This window comes from Candidatus Zixiibacteriota bacterium (assembly GCA_040753495.1).
GTDB lineage: Bacteria > Zixibacteria > MSB-5A5 > GN15 > PGXB01 > DYGG01.
The window spans coordinates 25,669-41,053 of sequence record JBFMEF010000064.1; the positions used below are offsets into that span (position 1 = coordinate 25,669).

A 15,385-nucleotide genomic window follows, 5' to 3' on the forward strand; every position below is an offset into this window, starting at 1 on the left:
TCTCAAACAAAGAAGATGAAAGTGAGCAGGATGAAAACCGGTATCAGGATGATGCCGGAGTAAAACATATATCCGAAGAAATGCGGTACGGGGACTTTGAGTTCTTCGGCTATCGATTTCACCATGAAGTTGGGACCGTTTCCGATATAAGTATTGGCGCCCATAAAGACGGCGCCGCAACTGATGGCTTTCAGCAATTCATTGCTGACGCCGGCGATAGTATCGCCCGGCGAGGGGATGGCGGCGGTCACACTCTGCGCCAGAGAGAAAAAGGTCAAATAAGTGGGGGCATTATCCAGAAAGGAACTGAGACTCCCGGTGTACCAGAAGAACTGCCATGGTTCGGTGATGCCGAACTCGGAGCCTTTTAGCCGCAGCAACACTATCAACGGCACCATTGTGACAAAAATTCCGGCAAAGAGAATAGCGACTTCATTTATCGGGTGATAGGTGAATTTATTATCTTTGCGGACTTTCTTTTTAGTGAATTTGAGAGATAATAGAGTCATGGCAATCATGATAAGTTCGCGGTACGGCAGAGGGGCTTGGAAGGCGACCGACAGCACTACCCCCATGAGGAACAATATATTAATGGCGCCATGGACGCCGGCCGGCGTGGCGGCGGCAATATCTCTTTTGATATCGCGCCTGGTCTCTTTGGCGTAAGCGCGACGGTCCCAGATGTAGAAAATTGTCAGGACAATGACAAGGGCGGTCAGCCATTCCGGAATGAGCGCCAGAGTCCAGGTAAAAGGGACTCCTTTCAGATACCCCAGAAAGAGCGGCGGGTCCCCCAGGGGAGTGAGGCATCCCCCGATATTGGAAACGGTAAAAATGAAAAAAATCGGGATATGCTTGATATGCTTCCGCTCGCTGTTGGTGCGCAACATTGGCCTGATAAGCAGCATGCTGGCGCCGGTGGTTCCGATAAAATTCGCCACCACCGCTCCTATCGCAAGAAGAATAGTATTGTTCCGCGGGGTTGCTTCGAGGTCGCCGGTAACCAGAATTCCGCCCGAGATGATATAGAGCGACGCCAGGAGAATGATGAACGAAACATAATCAAGAGCAGTATGCAGCAATTCCCCGGGGAGATTAATGATAAGAAAGAGCAGAACCGGCAGGCTGGCGAGGGTGGAGATGATTGCCTTATTGCGGTTCTTCTCCCAGAAATGAGGGAACGCCAGCGGCATCACCGCGATTGACAGCAAGAGGATGCCGAAGGGAAAACAGATGAGAAGCGGGATGGAGACGTTTTCGTGCATAATTGGGGCTGAATAAATCGACAGGCAGCCGGAAAGTCAAGCGCTCATTTCCACTTTTCTAATTCTGAAATCTTTCCGGAGTCGATGTCGATGCCAATTCCAAAATTGCCAGCGCCGTAACTGCTGTCGCTTGGCGCCGGAGCCAGCCAGATCTGGTTGTCGATGGCGCGGCTATGCGGAGCGCTGGTCGAATCGGAGTAAGAGATATACCTGTCGATTCCCCCGATATCAATGAAGCAACCGAGAGAATTGCAGTAGGTATAGTAGGGAGTCAGCTTTGACGGTTTGCGATAATCATCCCGATAGGTGGCTTCTCCCAGACCGGGAGTTCCTTGTCCCAGAGCATAGGTATCATCGCCGCCGATATCGAATAGAAATCCGTTAGAGCGAATCTGCGCCAGTCCCATCGAAATCATCTTCGCCTTATAGGAATCGTCGCCGCCGATATTAATAAGAAAGGCGTTGGTGTAATCCCAGCCGAAACCGAGAGCGGCGCCGGCGGTTTCATAGAGTTCATGTCTATCATTGCCTCCTTCATCAATCAAGATGCCGTTGCAGTAATGGGCGCCGGAGCCCTGAGTAAAGTAGCAGGACTCATAGATATCATCACCGGCGCCATCGAATGCGATGCCGGTGGCGAACCAGTAGCCGCATCCCAGGGTCCAGTTGCCGGAGAGATAATGGTCGTTACCGGAGATATCGATTATTGCCCCCAGCCCTCCGGCCCAGGCATGGCCATCGGTGCCGTCGCCACGCCGTCCGAAGCCGGCTCCCTGAGCGCCATTGCCGTTGATAACCATATTCGAATGATAGTCTCCGCGATTGAAGACTTTGGAGTACGGCTCGGCGGTATATTTATCATCTCCCGAATAGTCAGCCAGAACGCCAACGCCGCCGCCGACCCCACCAAACCCCTGGCCATCGCCATAGAGATAGTATTGGTCTTTGCCGGACGCATCCAGACAGAGCCCAATTCCGAAATAGCCGCATCCTTGCGCCGCAAGCTCCGCCGAGTATTGGTCATCGCCGTTCAGGTCACCGAGTATGCCGACTCCGAAGAGCCCGGCGCCCTGACTGAAATCTTTTCCGTAATAGCGGTCGTTACCGGCGACATCCAGCAAAACGCCGACACCCAGAACGCCTGCTCCCATGGAAGGATTTTCCGAATTAGATTCATAGATGTCATCACCGCCAAGGTCGATAAAGAGCGAGACCGGATTGGAGAGCTTCGAGGTCGCTCCGCAGGCGCCGCTGAATTTGGCGGAATTTCCAAAATCTACCACAATAAGAGTATTGACAGCATTGTATATCTTCTCTTTTTTTCCTTTTAAACATTCGGCTCCCAGAAAAGCAATCTTGCCGCAAGGGGTCATCAGTTCGAAAGAGAGATTAACCGGCACGCCGCCAAAAGCGATTAACGAATCGGCAATTATCTCCACCAAAGCGGCGCTTTTCAGGGCGGCATAATGAAGCGAGGGCCAGTCGACGTCGCGGGCGAGGTCATCGATTTCAGGGTAATAGACGGTGCCGTCAGATTGATTGGAAGGGAGGTCGCGATTATCGAAAACCTTCTGCATAGTGGCCGGGTCGCAGTTGCGGAAAGCGAGATGGCGCCAGTAGATAATGTCTGCCAGATTCTGCAGCGCGTAAGCAAGAATTCTTTCCGATAGCGGGGAAAGTTTGGAAGCGAATTCCTTGACCTTAGCCTGATAGTCGGGCCATTCGCTCTTGTTACCAAAGGCATAATAGGTCGGCTGTTGTCCCCCAAGAAGGAATAAGGCATCGAGCGCCTTCTCCAGTGGATTTACAGTGTCTCGCAGCGGTATCAGATTGGCTGAGTAGTTGCGAAAACCGCCCAATCGTCGGTCAACGCCAAGATTGTAGGTCAGATGATACAATGAGGTGGAAGAGGTATCGAGACATTTTGGTTCCAGAAAGCGCTCGGCGGCATTAGCCATGGTCTTGCTGTAGTCATAAAGTTTCAAAGGCTCGGCGAAGAGGGCATCAAAGGAGGTCAGTTTATACGGAATATCCAGGGGGAAGCGGTTCCAGTACCCCTGCGGTCTAAATCCAATATCTTCAATCGAGATGCCGACCGTATCAAGCGCCAGGCGGAGAATATCGGGTGGTGTTTCTGCTGCTATCGGACAGCTTATGGTTGCAATCAGTGTGAAAATTAGAGAGAGTCGCCTCATTTTTTTCCTCCTTTAATTATCTGCAATGATAGAAGCGAGCGCGAGTAGAAAGCAACATAAACTTTGGGGCAAAAAAAAGGCTCCCGGAGAAGGGAGCCTGTTGAAACTATGCAGTCTGTTTATTTCATCAAGTACTTGAGAGAAACCTGCCATGCCAGAGGCTGCTGCATGCCGGAGATAAAATTGAAGCCATTGGTCACAATCTGCGGATTGATAAAGGCATCCAGGTAGAGATTGTTCCAGTGGAATCCGGCGCCGAGGAAGGTCTCGTTGGAGACATAACTGCTGCGGTATTTGTACGTGTAGGCGACATCATTGGCATTGGCGACATAATCAACATACTTGTCATCGCTTTTGTACTTATTCCAATAAGACACCGCGCCGGCGCGCAGGTCGAGCCACTTGAAGACCACGGCGTCAAGACCGATACGGAAATACGGCAGGGTGAAATAATCGCTCTTGTATTCCCGCTCGCCGCTGGTGGTATCATTCGGTTTGTAAGTGTAGGTGTACTTGTCAAGCATGATACCGAAATCACCAATGGCAAGAACACCTTCCATCGGGCGATAGTTCATCCCAAGACCGGCGCCGATTATGAAATCCTTATATTCATCGGTCCGGAGCAGGGAATCGATGTTGGCGAAGGAGATGCTGTCATAGGCGAGAAACTTAACGCCGACTTTGCTGTAATCGAAACCGGCATACGGAATCAAGGTGACTTTCTGGCTGGCTTCGTAGAAATAACGGCCCATGGCGTTGAAGAAGAAGTTGCCGTCCGGCTCGGTTTCGTCATGGCCGTTGTATTCCTTGTCGGTCCAGCTCATCATGTCGATGCCGGCGGCAAGGTCGAGATTCCCTTCCATCATGGTCAGACCGAAGTCAAACCCGTAATTGCGGATACCTTCCTCCTCATAATTGGGAGTGTTGATATAACCGGTCACGGTATCGGTCTCATACTTGGAAGAGCCGCTGACATAGTTGAAATGGAAGCCGAACTTGTTGCCGCCCAGCATCCGGGCGTAGAATAGGTCGATTCTCCGGTTGCTCTGGACACTCATATCCCAGCCAAAAGGATAGTACGGGACATAGAACGGCTGATTGGTGGTGAAATAGAGCGCCAGGACAAAAGGATTAGTCTCGTTGAATTTGTAATGGATACCGAAATCAGTGAAGTTGTAGCCATCATCATTGGTTCCGGTCGGTTTACTCAACTCGGGATATCCATAGCCGCCATAACCGAATTCTCCGATAGCGATATCAGGATAGTCATAAAGAGTTGAGGGGAACATCCAGATATTGTTGTCGTCACGAACGACCATATTGGCATCGCCCATGGTCAAAGTTCTGGTCAAGGTGGCGTAAACGCCGCTGGCGGCAAGAAGCACCAGGGCCAGAGTAATTATTATCAATTTTTTCATTTTCACGTCCTTCTCAAAATTTGCAGTTCAAATCTTCAATAAAAAGGGGGCAAATGAACACCATTTTTCTTGCGATTTAAACACCTCCTTCCCTGCAGGTTCAGCAGTCAGCTAATCTGATTCCGTTAAATCTATGTTCCGTTCCAATATCCGCAGTCAGCCGCAAAAAATAACGACACAGAGCAATTCTATGTCGGAATCAGTGAGGTTCTAATAATTGGGAGGATGTATAAAAAACCGGAAAGAGTTTGTCAATATCAAAATTATTAAAAAAAATCCCCGGTTTTAGTCAAACCGGGGATTGCAAAGAAGCAATTGGTAAGAACTTACCATTTTCTGCGACGGGTATAGCGTCTGGCCGTAGTGCGGCGCACGTTGGCTTTGGCTCTCCAGGTGCGGGATTTCCGCGGAGAGGCGGCAGAGTAGCTCTTCCGTGAGCTGGAGGCCGCTTTAGCCCGACGGGTGCGGCTGGACGAGGTGGGAGTCCAGTTCCATCTGGAGGTAACGGCGCTATAAGGCCAATTGGTTTTGCTGGCGCGGGCGGTGCGCTTGGTGGAAGTCCGACGTGATTTCCGACGTACGGTCGGTCTCGCCTTGTGAGTCATCCGTGAGGAAGCCTTCCAGGCCGGCGTTCTGCGGCTGGTGCTCTTTCTGGCTGTGGTCTTACGCGGTTTCGCACTCTTTCTGTTTCTACGATACGTCCGGTTAGGCATTTCATGCCTCCCTTCAACAGAGGTGAATGTTATCAAACCTGACTAAGCGGTTTGAGGAAATTGATTCAATTATTTTTTTCTATCGACATTTTTCCACACAGGTTTAGTACCAGAATGGTAATCGGTTGCATCGGTACAAATTCGCTCGAAAGTTGAACATCACCGACTTCTGTTTTAAGCAGTATCGGGGTGGAGATAAAGACGGCCGCGGCGGCACAACCGCGGCTGTTAAATACCGTCTTTGCTTCTGCCCGCGGAATGCAAATATGAAAACTGATTCACATTAGTTGACTTCGAGGATAGCCGGCGGGACGGTTTCCGGCGGCCGGCATTATCAAGGGGGGTATGGCACATTCTCCCCACCAGTGTGCCTAAGCTTCCTGTTTTAAACAGGTTAATCTGACCGCCCGGGGTGGGCGGAAGATATCCTCCGACAACGACATTCCTCTTTTGTCGAGGGCATACCCTTTGCTCAAACGATATGACGGAAGGAAAGTGAATTAAAGGAGAATAGATGTTAGAGAACAAGTTTCAGCGTGGATTCACTTTGGAGAAACTGCGGGGAGTAGCCGAGCCGAAGGTTCATCGGGACAGTGGCGGCTATTATATGTACACTCTTTCCGAGAATGTCAAAGTCTATTTCGAGGACTACTATCAATTCCTGGAGAAAATATATAACCGCTGCCAGAGTGAGATTAAGGAACTGGAGCAGCGCGCACAGAACACTTCCTCCCATTGTTCGGAGACATTATCCTACTACCGGGGGCGCATAATCATTCTTGAGGTCGCGTTGAAAACGGCGCGAAGTTTCTATATCGATGGCTCCAATCTGGGCGTCATTATGACCCCCTGGTGTTTCGGCACGGTAGTTCTGGAGAAAGTTGAAATTTACCGCGAACGGCTCGCCCGGGGCGAGGTGAACGACCCCCATGTTCCGGAATTCCCCTATTATGTCATCAAGTATATGGATGAAATATATAAGAAAGTCCTGCTCGACCTGTTTGACTTTCCCGATGAGGCGTTTAAGATGCGCTGGCAGTATAGCGAGCTGCTGAAACGATATTCCAAGGCGCTGACCAATATTACCCACTCCTTGAATTCGGTGCTGCTGATGATAAAAAATTACGGCGCCTGACCGTCATATCAGGCTCATTTCCTCCCTCCTATAGGTTCCCCCGGAGAGTATCTCCGGGGGTTTTTTTTGTGAGGAAAGAGAAGCTTTTTGCCGATATAAATTAAGAGATAAACCGTGGAGGTCAGAAAGAATTCGGTATGTCGTTACTCTTGCCGAAAATAGGGACGGAAACCAAATATCTGCCTATCTACCTGGAATCGCTGCGGGTCGATACTATCCTCAATTTTGACCTCTATATCAAGATAAGCGGCGAGATGGTTCTTTACCGCTCTGCCGACCTTCCCTTCACCGAGCGAACCCGCCAGAAACTTCTCGACAACAAAGTAAGCCGCCTTTATGTAAACTCCAAGGCGAAAGCCAAATACCAGAAATATATCGAGCAGAATCTCGACAAGATATTGCTGGACAAGGAGATTCCTGAAGAGAAAAAAGCCGGCATTCTCTATGAAACCTCCAAATCGCTGATGAAGGATGTGCTGGAAAATCCGCAGTACGGCGAGAATATTCAACGTTCCAAGACAATGGTGGAAAACCAGGTGGGGTTTATCCTGCGGGGACAGGAGGCGTTTCATTCCCTTTTGAGAATCAGTTCTTTTGATTACTATACCTATACTCATTCGGTCAATGTCTGCACCTTTGCCATTGCCCTTGCCCAGCAACTGGGGCGTAAGGATGAGCAGTATCTTCACGACCTCGGCATCGGGGCGCTTCTGCACGATGTCGGCAAATCGAAGATATCAGAGCGGATTTTGAACAAGCGGACCGCCCTCTCCCCGATGGAATTCGAGATCATGAAAAAGCACCCGAAGTGGGGGGTCGAAATACTTACCTCCACCGATATGATAGAGGCGGCGTCATATTATCCGGTTCTGCAGCATCATGAGCGGGGCTCCAAGAGCGGTTATCCCAATGGGCTCGCTCTGGATGAGATGCATGAGTTCAGCCGGATTGTCGCGATTGTCGATACCTTTGACGCCATGACCACGCAGCGTGTCTATCAGGGAGCGATGGAGACCTTCCCGGCGCTGAAAGTGATGTTTGCGCTCAAGGGGGACTATGATGAGGAGATGCTGCGGGCATTCGCCGAATTGATGGGTCCGACCGGGCTTGCCAGCATCTGATTGTTATCCTGACTTTCACCTCCGGCAACATTCTTCTTTGCATCGGCCTATTGACTGCTATATATTCGTATGCCGCTTTTGGGAGAGTTTGCCGCCTTAACCACCGCTTTTCTCTGGTCGTTTACGTCTCTGTTCTTCACCTCGGCCAGCCGCCGCATCGGCGCCTACTGGGTTAATAAACTCCGTATCCCTTTTGCCGTCGTTTTTCTGGGAACGACATTACTAATCTCGACCGGGACCCTCTTCCCCGATGTTATTTCATCCCGTTCCGCCTTCTTCCTTATCGCCAGCGGTGTAATCGGGCTTTCGATTGGCGACTTTTTTCTCTTCAGCGCTTTTGTTATGCTCGGCACGCGCCTGACCATGCTGGTCTTCTCGGTTTCACCGATAATAACGGCCCTGATAGCCTGGATTTTCCTGGGCGAGACCATCGGTATTTGGGGATTGACCGGTATCGGCTTGACCCTGACCGGGGTGGCGTGGGTATCCCTGGAGCGGCGCGTGGAAGTCGGCGCGCCGACTAAGGACGACGCTCGAAAGAAAGGGCTCGGATTATTAATGGCGCTGGGGGGAGCCTCCGGGCAAGCGATTGGATTGGTGCTGGCGAAAGCCGGCATGTCCGAAGGGGTAACTCCTCTGCCCGCGACATTCATTCGGATGCTCTCCGCCGCAGTTGCGGTCTGGCTCTTTGGACTTTTGCGCCGAGACTCCAGGGAACTGGCAACTGTAATAAAGAATCGTCGGGCGATTCTTCTTGCTTTGGGCGGGTCAGTCTGCGGACCTTTCCTGGGGGTCTGGATGTCGCTGGTCTCAATCAAGCATACCGAAACCGGAATCGCCGCCGCCATTATGGCAACTGTTCCGGTTCTGGTGATACCGCTGGTAATATTAGTCTATAAGGAAAAAGTCTCGGCGCGGGCGTTTATCGGGGCGGTAGTGACTGTGGGCGGTATCTTCCTGCTTTTCCTGAAATAAAAAATCCGCATCGAGGGATGCGGACTTTCATTTTTCTTAAGATTTCTGACTATTCCAGTATCGAAACAATCTTCTTATCTTTCCCTTTGCGGCTGTACCTGACCACGCCGGTAATTTTGGCAAAAAGAGTATCATCCTTGCCGCAGCCGACATTTAACCCGGGAAGGATTTTTGTGCCGCGCTGACGGACAATAATGGTGCCGGCCGGAACCGCTTCACCCGAATATGCTTTCACTCCCAGCCGCTGCCCGTTGCTGTCGCGGCCGTTGCGGGAGGAACCTACACCTTTCTTATGAGCCATATCTAACTCCTAAACATCAAATTTCAGTGCCGTGCATATCAAAACTAAGTAATTCAGCCGTTCATTATATCAATAATTCCGGAAAAATCAAGGGCTTTGAAGAGAAAATAAAAGCCCCGCCGTTTTGACCGACGGGGCATTTGCTTAACTCTCAGCTTTACTTGGCGACTCGCTCAGGTCTTTCACCCATGGCGGGACGGTCATTGAAGGTGAAAATCAGTTTCTCCTCATCGGCGCCGATAGTCAGATTGCAGTCGCCGGCGTACTGCCCGCGGAGGAGTTCTTCAGCCAGCGGGTCTTCCAGATATTTCTGAATAGCCCGTTTGAGAGGCCGCGCACCAAGCATCGGCTCGTAGCCGTGGCGCGCCAGAAACTCCCGCGCATCCTCGCTTAAGGTGAAACTTATTCCCTTGTCAGCCAAGCGTTTGGCAACATCCGCCACCAGAATATCTACAATCAGTTTGATATGAGCGATTTCCAGCGAGTGGAAGATGACGATTTCATCAATCCTGTTGAGCAGTTCCGGATTGAACAGTTTTTTAAGTTCATCGGTCACTTTCCGCTTCATCGTGTCGTAGGAGGCATCTTCCTGCTCGGCGCCGAATCCGACAGTCTTGCCGTCTTTGATTCTTCTGGTGCCGATATTAGAGGTCATTATAACTACGGTGTTGCGGAAATCGACTCTCCGACCGAAAGAATCGGTCAAGGAGCCGTCATCCATTAGTTGCAGGAGAATATTGAAAACATCGGGGTGCGCTTTTTCGATTTCATCCAGCAGTACTACAGAATAGGGACGACGGCGGACCTTTTCGGTCAACTGTCCCCCCTCTTCGTATCCAACGTATCCGGGAGGGGCGCCAATCAAACGGGAGACGGCGAATTTCTCCATATATTCTGACATATCGATTCGAATCAGCGATTCGGAATCCTCAAAGAGGAACTCAGCCAGGGCGCGGGCCAGTTCGGTCTTGCCGACACCGGTCGGTCCGAGGAAGATGAAGGAGCCGATAGGACGACGGGGGTCGCCCAGTCCGGCGCGGGCGCGACGAATGGCGCGGGTGATGGTGGATATCGCTTCTTCCTGACCGATAATACGTTTCTTCAGCTCTTCTTCCATCCGCAGCAGCCGTTTGGATTCCTTCTCTTCAAGACGGAACAGGGGGATACCGGTCATTTTCGAGACCACCTGGGCGATGTCATCTTCGCGCAGGGTTATCCGCTCTTTTTCCCGCTGCTCTTCCCACTGCTTTTTCATCTCCTGCAGTTTTTCGCGTTTGAATTTCAGTTCATCGCGAAGCTGCGCCGCCGTTTCGAAAGCCTGGTTCTTGACCGCTTTTTCTTTATCTTCCTGAAGACGAGAAATATCGCCCTCTATTTCGGTGAACTCCTGCGGTTTGACAAAAGTCGCCAGATGGGCGCGGCTTCCGGCCTCATCAATGACATCCAGCGCCTTGTCCGGCTGGAATTTTCCGCTGATATAGCGGTTGGAAAGTTTCACCGCCGATTCGATGGCATCATCGGAGATAATCAGTTTATGGTGCTCTTCATATTTGGGGCGGAGACCCTTGAGAATCTTCACAGTATTATCATTAGAGGGCTGCTCCACCATGACGGTCTGGAAACGACGCTCCAGGGCGCCATCCTTCTCGATATACTTGCGGTACTCGTTGAGGGTGGTGGCGCCGATACACTGAAGTTCCCCGCGCGACAAGGCCGGCTTAAATATATTGCTGGCGTCAAGAGAGCCCTCGGCGCCGCCGGCGCCGACGATGGTATGAAGTTCATCAATGAAGATAATGACATCTTTGGAATTTATGATTTCGGTCATGACCGCTTTGAGACGTTCTTCGAACTGCCCGCGATATTTGGTGCCGGCAACCAGCGAAGCCATATCGAGCGTGACCACTCTCTTGTTTTCCAGAGTCTGCGGCACTTTGCCCTCGACTATCCGCTGCGCCAGCCCTTCCACGATAGCAGTTTTGCCGACCCCCGGCTCCCCAATAAGGACCGGATTGTTCTTTTTGCGCCGGGAAAGAATCTGGCTGACCCGCTCGATTTCATCCTCGCGTCCGATAATCGGGTCGAGCCTTCCGCGGCGAGCCAGTTCGGTCAGGTCGCGGCCAAAATGGTCCAGGGCCGGGGTTTTTGACTTTTTCCGTTTGCGCTTGAACGCCGACGGTTTGCCGCTCTGAATATTCTTCAACTCTTCATAGACTTCTTTATAGTCGATTTCGTACATCGAAAGAACCTGGGCGGCAACACCTTCTTCGTCCTTGAGCAGCGCCAGCAAGATATGTTCGGTGTCAATATCCTTGGATTTGAGCGCCCGCGCTTCCTGTCCGGAAACTTCCAGGGTCTTCTTGGCGCGCGCGGTCAGGGGAAGATTCCCCATGGTCATGGTACCGCCGGCCGGCTGCACCACTTCCTCGATGGAAGCCTTGAGGTCCTGGATTTCCAGTCCCAGGTTGTTGATAACCTCAACCGCCCGTCCTTCACCAAGGCGAATCAGCCCCAACAGGAGGTGCTCGGTCCCGATGTAGTCGTGACGAAGCCGGGCGGCTTCATCGCGCGCATACTCGATCGCCTTGCGGGCTAATTCCGTAAACATTTCGTTCATCTTGTTTACCGTCCTATTCTAAATTAATATTATCTACGTTAAAAGGTCCTAATTAAGTTTGCTACGAACCATTTCTGCTCTAACAAAATCCCGTTCATCGCTGTTCATTTCCCGCCCGAAAAATTTCTGCAAATGCGCCGGCTGGGACAACAGCAAAATCTCATTAACCAGAGGGATATCAATGAAATTGATAATTCCCATCGCTATTCCCATCCGCACCGCCGACAGCAGATTCATCACCTCTTCCGATGTCAGCACCCGGGCATGTTTTAAGATGCCATAGGTGCGCCAAATCTTGTCTATAATCTGGTTACTCGCCTCGGCGAGCAATCTTTCGCGCGCTTTGGCTTCATCTTCGATTATAGAACGAGTAACCGAGGTAATCTGTTCCAGAATCTCCTTTTCCGTTACTCCCAGAGTGGTCTGGTTGGAGACCTGAAAGAGATTCCCCAAGACGTCGGTCCCTTCGCCATAAAAACCGCGAACCACCACTCCCATTTTACTTATTTTGGGGAGAACCCGTTCAATATCTTTGGTGATAACCAGTCCGGGCAGATGAATCAGGACGGAGGCGCGCATGCCGGTGCCGACATTGGTGGGGCAGGCGGTGAGGTATCCGAAATCGTTATCGTAGTCATACTTCAGGAAGCGGCCTATTTCATTATCCATATCCCCGGCCATCTGCCAGGCGATATCGGGGCTGAGGCCCGGCGCCAGAGCCTGAATGCGGAAATGGTCTTCCTCGTTGACCATAACCGAGACCTGCTCGTCCTCGCTGACAAAAAGCCCGCGGGAGTTGTGGTCCGGCTTGGGCATAAATGTGGGGGACATCAGATGCCGCTCCACCAGAAAATCCCGGTCGAGCGGTTCGAGTTCACTGGCCGAGAGCAATCTGCCCCGTTTCAGTTTTTCCGAACGGGTATAGACGGAGCTAAAGTAGTTCACTATTTTCTCCCGCGATTCGGGGTCGGCCGCCGAGGGGTAGATGCAATCGCTGACATTCCGCGCCAGCCTCACCCGGGTGGATAGCACCACCATGCTCTCCTCCCCCTTGCCGGAGAGCCACCCGCTCAATCTCTTTGCCATGTCGTCAAAAAGCGCCTGCATTATTCCGCCTTGTGAGTCAAATCTGATTCCCGCACTGTCCGCAATTTATCCCGTAATTCGGCGGCGCGCTCGAAATCTTCACCTTCAATCGCTTTTTTCAATTCCGACTCGAGCCGCTCTTCCTCCTTTATCGAATGCTCCGTGCTGATATCGGAGACAGGCAGTTTCCCCTTATGCAGGGAGGAGCCATGTATTTTACGAAGCATTGGCTCCAGTTGTGACCGAAACGCCTGGTAACAGGTGCCGCATCCGAATCGCCCCTGCTGCGTGAACTCTTCAAAGGTCAAGCCGCAGCGCGGGCATTTTAAGTCGGCGACCGGCTCACTTCGCTGGGAAAATTTGTGATGAAGGAAAGCCGCCAGCGGGAACGATTTATTTTCCAACGGCGAATGGAATCCTCTTTTGGCGGCGCAGTCCTTGCAGAGTGCCAGAACCACTTTTTCATTGTTGACAATCTGAGTTATATGGACTTCCGCCGGCTTTATATTGCAATCCTGGCAATTCATAGGCTCAAACACCCTAATTCACGACAATTTCTTTAACTCGACCGTACTCCAGCATAACCATTTTTCGGCAGCTTCGCGCTAAATCTAAATTGTGCGTGGCGAGAAGAAAGGTGGTTCCGCGCGAAATATTGAGCTGGCTAAGCAGTTTATGCAGTTTTTCCCCATTTTTCAAGTCAAGGTTCCCCGATGGCTCATCCGCTATCACCAATCCCGGTTCATTCACCAGGGCTCTTGCCACCGCAACCCTTTGCTGCTCACCACCTGAAAGCTGCCGCGGACGATGCTTCATCCTATCAGATAAACCGACCTCCGCCAGAAGTTGTTCCGCGCGGCGGGAGGCTTCTGTAACCGAATGTCCCGCAATAAGGGACGGCATCATTACATTTTCCAAAGCAGTGAAATCTTCCAGTAAATAATGATGCTGGAAAACAAAACCGACATGACGATTGCGAAAGAGCGCTAACTCGGCTTCATTCCGCTCCAGAATCGACTCTCCCATAAGGGTAATTTCACCGCTGTCGGGCCGGTCGAGGCCGCCCAGAATATGCAGGAGGGTCGATTTCCCAACGCCGGATTCCCCCACAACAGCCATCATATCTCCTTGATAGACTTGAAGATCAATCCCCCGCAAAACTTCCAGAGGCCCTTCAGAAGTCTGAAATTCGCGGCTGATTCCCCGGGCATCCAGAAGACAGTTGTTTCCGGCCGAGTCCAATTCTGACACTCTCCCTGTTATCCTTTGTTATATATATACTTATTTTCGCCAGAATCGTCAAATAGTTTAGATAAGCCCCTGCTATTGGCGCAGAACCTCAATGACCGACTGCGATGCGGCGCGATGGGCCGGGTAAAGCGCGGCAAAAAAACAGATGACCAGCGTCACCATCCCGGCCATAAAAAGGTCCAGCGGGTGAACATCGATTGGAAGGTAGCTTATAAAATAAAGGTCGGGTGGGAGCGAAATGATAGCATAACGGTTCTGCAGCCAGGCGGCGGCAAGCGCCATCCCCCAGCCGCCCAGAATGCCAATGGTTCCGATTACAATTCCATTGAGTATAAATATCTTTCTTATGGAATTGGGGGTACATCCGATAGTTTTGAGAATGCCGATTTCCGAGCGCTTTTCCATAGCCAGCATCACCAGCGTCGAGATAATTGAAAAGGCGGCGACGAGAACGATAAGGATAAATCCGATGAATAGAATCTTTTTCTCCATGGAAATCCAGGCGAAGAGATTCTTGTGCAGAATATTCCAGGGGACAATATCATAGCCGTAACCGAGAGCGCTCTGAATTTCGGGAGCAATCTTTTCCGCCAGATAGATATCGGTCAACTTGAGATGAATGGCGGTCACTTCATCTTCCATCTGAAAGAGTTTTTGCGCCGAGGCGAGCGATATATACGCCATCTCGGAATCAAACTCGTACATGCCGGTTTCGAAGATTCCGGTCAGGTAGAATTTGGCGATGCGGGGACGGGTGGAACGACGAAGGTCTTCACCTCGAAGCGAATAAAGCACGACCGGGTCGCCGACGGTTACTCCCAGACGGTCCGCCAAGGAGAGTCCCATCAGGATGCCGGAGGCGTTTTCGGTGGTGTCGATAAGCGGCAGGTCAAAGGTGTAGGCTCCCTTGACGATGTCGTCGGCAATGTTGGCGGTTTTCATTTCCTCTTCGAGAACGATACCGCGCACCACGATGCCGTCACCGGCGGAAGCCGACGACACAGCCGCCTTGTAGTAAATAAAGGGTGACGCCGCCACTACGTCAGGAATCTTTTCCACTTCGGCAACAACTCCCTGATAATCACGAATGGTCATCGAGTCCTTGGGGAAAATTGAAATATGGGATGTAGTTCCCAGGAGTCTCTTGCGCAACTCCCCTTCAAAGCCGTTATGCATCGACATTACAAAGCAGACAACTGCCACTCCCAGCGTCACGCCAAACGTGGTAATCCAGGTAGAAACAGAAGTAAAGAAACGACCGGAGCGAAGGTACCGTCCGGCTATAAGGCGCTCGTAATACATCCCTGA

The 15,385-nt window shown here is 51.3% G+C and carries 13 protein-coding genes; 3 read left to right on the top strand and 10 right to left on the bottom strand.

Annotated elements, in window-relative coordinates; all coding sequences use genetic code 11:
- Positions 1 to 2 precede the first annotated feature (2 nt).
- The 4 genes from AB1690_04180 to AB1690_04195 form a co-directional block, all read right to left on the bottom strand.
- Positions 3 to 1,265: a sodium:proton antiporter gene (locus tag AB1690_04180; GenBank protein MEW6014499.1), complete on the bottom strand. Its 1,263-nt coding sequence runs from the start codon at positions 1,263 to 1,265 to the stop codon at positions 3 to 5.
- Positions 1,266 to 1,309: 44 nt separating this feature from the next.
- Positions 1,310 to 3,460, bottom strand: a complete 2,151-nt coding sequence (locus tag AB1690_04185; GenBank protein MEW6014500.1) for a hypothetical protein — start codon at positions 3,458 to 3,460, stop codon at positions 1,310 to 1,312.
- A gap of 119 nt (positions 3,461 to 3,579) precedes the next feature.
- The gene (locus AB1690_04190; protein ID MEW6014501.1) at positions 3,580 to 4,878 is read right to left on the bottom strand and encodes a hypothetical protein; all 1,299 of its coding nucleotides are present in this window, start codon (positions 4,876 to 4,878) and stop codon (positions 3,580 to 3,582) included.
- A 326-nt stretch (positions 4,879 to 5,204) separates the two neighbouring features.
- Positions 5,205 to 5,591, bottom strand: coding sequence for a hypothetical protein (locus AB1690_04195; GenBank protein ID MEW6014502.1), 387 nt, complete (start codon positions 5,589 to 5,591; stop codon positions 5,205 to 5,207).
- Between the two features lie 514 nt (positions 5,592 to 6,105).
- On the opposite strand from AB1690_04195, the gene AB1690_04200 reads away from it, so the two are divergent.
- The 3 genes from AB1690_04200 (at position 6,106) to AB1690_04210 (ending at position 8,822) form a co-directional block, all read left to right on the top strand.
- Positions 6,106 to 6,726, top strand: coding sequence for a hypothetical protein (locus tag AB1690_04200; GenBank protein ID MEW6014503.1), 621 nt, complete (start codon positions 6,106 to 6,108; stop codon positions 6,724 to 6,726).
- Between the two features lie 137 nt (positions 6,727 to 6,863).
- Positions 6,864 to 7,847: an HD domain-containing phosphohydrolase gene (locus AB1690_04205; GenBank protein ID MEW6014504.1), complete on the top strand. Its 984-nt coding sequence runs from the start codon at positions 6,864 to 6,866 to the stop codon at positions 7,845 to 7,847.
- 69 nt (positions 7,848 to 7,916) lie between these two features.
- On the top strand, positions 7,917 to 8,822 hold the full coding sequence (locus tag AB1690_04210; protein MEW6014505.1) for a DMT family transporter: 906 nt from the start codon (positions 7,917 to 7,919) through the stop codon (positions 8,820 to 8,822).
- Positions 8,823 to 8,871: 49 nt separating this feature from the next.
- On the opposite strand, the gene rpmA is transcribed toward AB1690_04210, so the two are convergent.
- The 6 genes from rpmA to AB1690_04240 all read right to left on the bottom strand — a co-directional run bounded on the left by rpmA (position 8,872) and on the right by AB1690_04240 (position 15,379).
- Complete coding sequence (gene rpmA / locus AB1690_04215; protein ID MEW6014506.1) at positions 8,872 to 9,123, bottom strand: 50S ribosomal protein L27; 252 nt, start codon at positions 9,121 to 9,123, stop codon at positions 8,872 to 8,874.
- 157 nt (positions 9,124 to 9,280) lie between these two features.
- Positions 9,281 to 11,740: an ATP-dependent Clp protease ATP-binding subunit gene (locus AB1690_04220; protein MEW6014507.1), complete on the bottom strand. Its 2,460-nt coding sequence runs from the start codon at positions 11,738 to 11,740 to the stop codon at positions 9,281 to 9,283.
- A gap of 48 nt (positions 11,741 to 11,788) precedes the next feature.
- The gene (locus AB1690_04225; protein MEW6014508.1) at positions 11,789 to 12,847 is read right to left on the bottom strand and encodes a protein arginine kinase; all 1,059 of its coding nucleotides are present in this window, start codon (positions 12,845 to 12,847) and stop codon (positions 11,789 to 11,791) included.
- Complete coding sequence (locus AB1690_04230) at positions 12,847 to 13,353, bottom strand: UvrB/UvrC motif-containing protein (protein MEW6014509.1); 507 nt, start codon at positions 13,351 to 13,353, stop codon at positions 12,847 to 12,849. Before AB1690_04230 ends, AB1690_04225 begins: the two co-directional genes overlap by 1 nt.
- Positions 13,354 to 13,366: 13 nt before the next feature.
- Positions 13,367 to 14,077, bottom strand: a complete 711-nt coding sequence (locus AB1690_04235; GenBank protein MEW6014510.1) for an ABC transporter ATP-binding protein — start codon at positions 14,075 to 14,077, stop codon at positions 13,367 to 13,369.
- Positions 14,078 to 14,149: 72 nt separating this feature from the next.
- Entirely contained in the window at positions 14,150 to 15,379 is a 1,230-nt protein-coding gene (locus AB1690_04240) for an ABC transporter permease (protein ID MEW6014511.1), read from the bottom strand.
- Positions 15,380 to 15,385: the final 6 nt, after the last annotated feature.

What these genes read in the sequence shown, in the direction of transcription:
- AB1690_04180 (MEW6014499.1), bottom strand. Translation starts at nt 1,265, where the DNA reads ATGCACGAAAACGTCTCCATCCCGCTTCTCATCTGTTTTCCCTTCGGC.
- AB1690_04185 (MEW6014500.1), bottom strand. Translation starts at nt 3,460, where the DNA reads ATGAGGCGACTCTCTCTAATTTTCACACTGATTGCAACCATAAGCTGT.
- AB1690_04190 (MEW6014501.1), bottom strand. Translation starts at nt 4,878, where the DNA reads ATGAAAAAATTGATAATAATTACTCTGGCCCTGGTGCTTCTTGCCGCC.
- AB1690_04195 (MEW6014502.1), bottom strand. Translation starts at nt 5,591, where the DNA reads ATGCCTAACCGGACGTATCGTAGAAACAGAAAGAGTGCGAAACCGCGT.
- AB1690_04200 (MEW6014503.1), top strand. Translation starts at nt 6,106, where the DNA reads ATGTTAGAGAACAAGTTTCAGCGTGGATTCACTTTGGAGAAACTGCGG.
- AB1690_04205 (MEW6014504.1), top strand. Translation starts at nt 6,864, where the DNA reads ATGTCGTTACTCTTGCCGAAAATAGGGACGGAAACCAAATATCTGCCT.
- AB1690_04210 (MEW6014505.1), top strand. Translation starts at nt 7,917, where the DNA reads ATGCCGCTTTTGGGAGAGTTTGCCGCCTTAACCACCGCTTTTCTCTGG.
- rpmA (MEW6014506.1), bottom strand. Translation starts at nt 9,123, where the DNA reads ATGGCTCATAAGAAAGGTGTAGGTTCCTCCCGCAACGGCCGCGACAGC.
- AB1690_04220 (MEW6014507.1), bottom strand. Translation starts at nt 11,740, where the DNA reads ATGAACGAAATGTTTACGGAATTAGCCCGCAAGGCGATCGAGTATGCG.
- AB1690_04225 (MEW6014508.1), bottom strand. Translation starts at nt 12,847, where the DNA reads ATGCAGGCGCTTTTTGACGACATGGCAAAGAGATTGAGCGGGTGGCTC.
- AB1690_04230 (MEW6014509.1), bottom strand. Translation starts at nt 13,353, where the DNA reads ATGAATTGCCAGGATTGCAATATAAAGCCGGCGGAAGTCCATATAACT.
- AB1690_04240 (MEW6014511.1), bottom strand. Translation starts at nt 15,379, where the DNA reads ATGTATTACGAGCGCCTTATAGCCGGACGGTACCTTCGCTCCGGTCGT.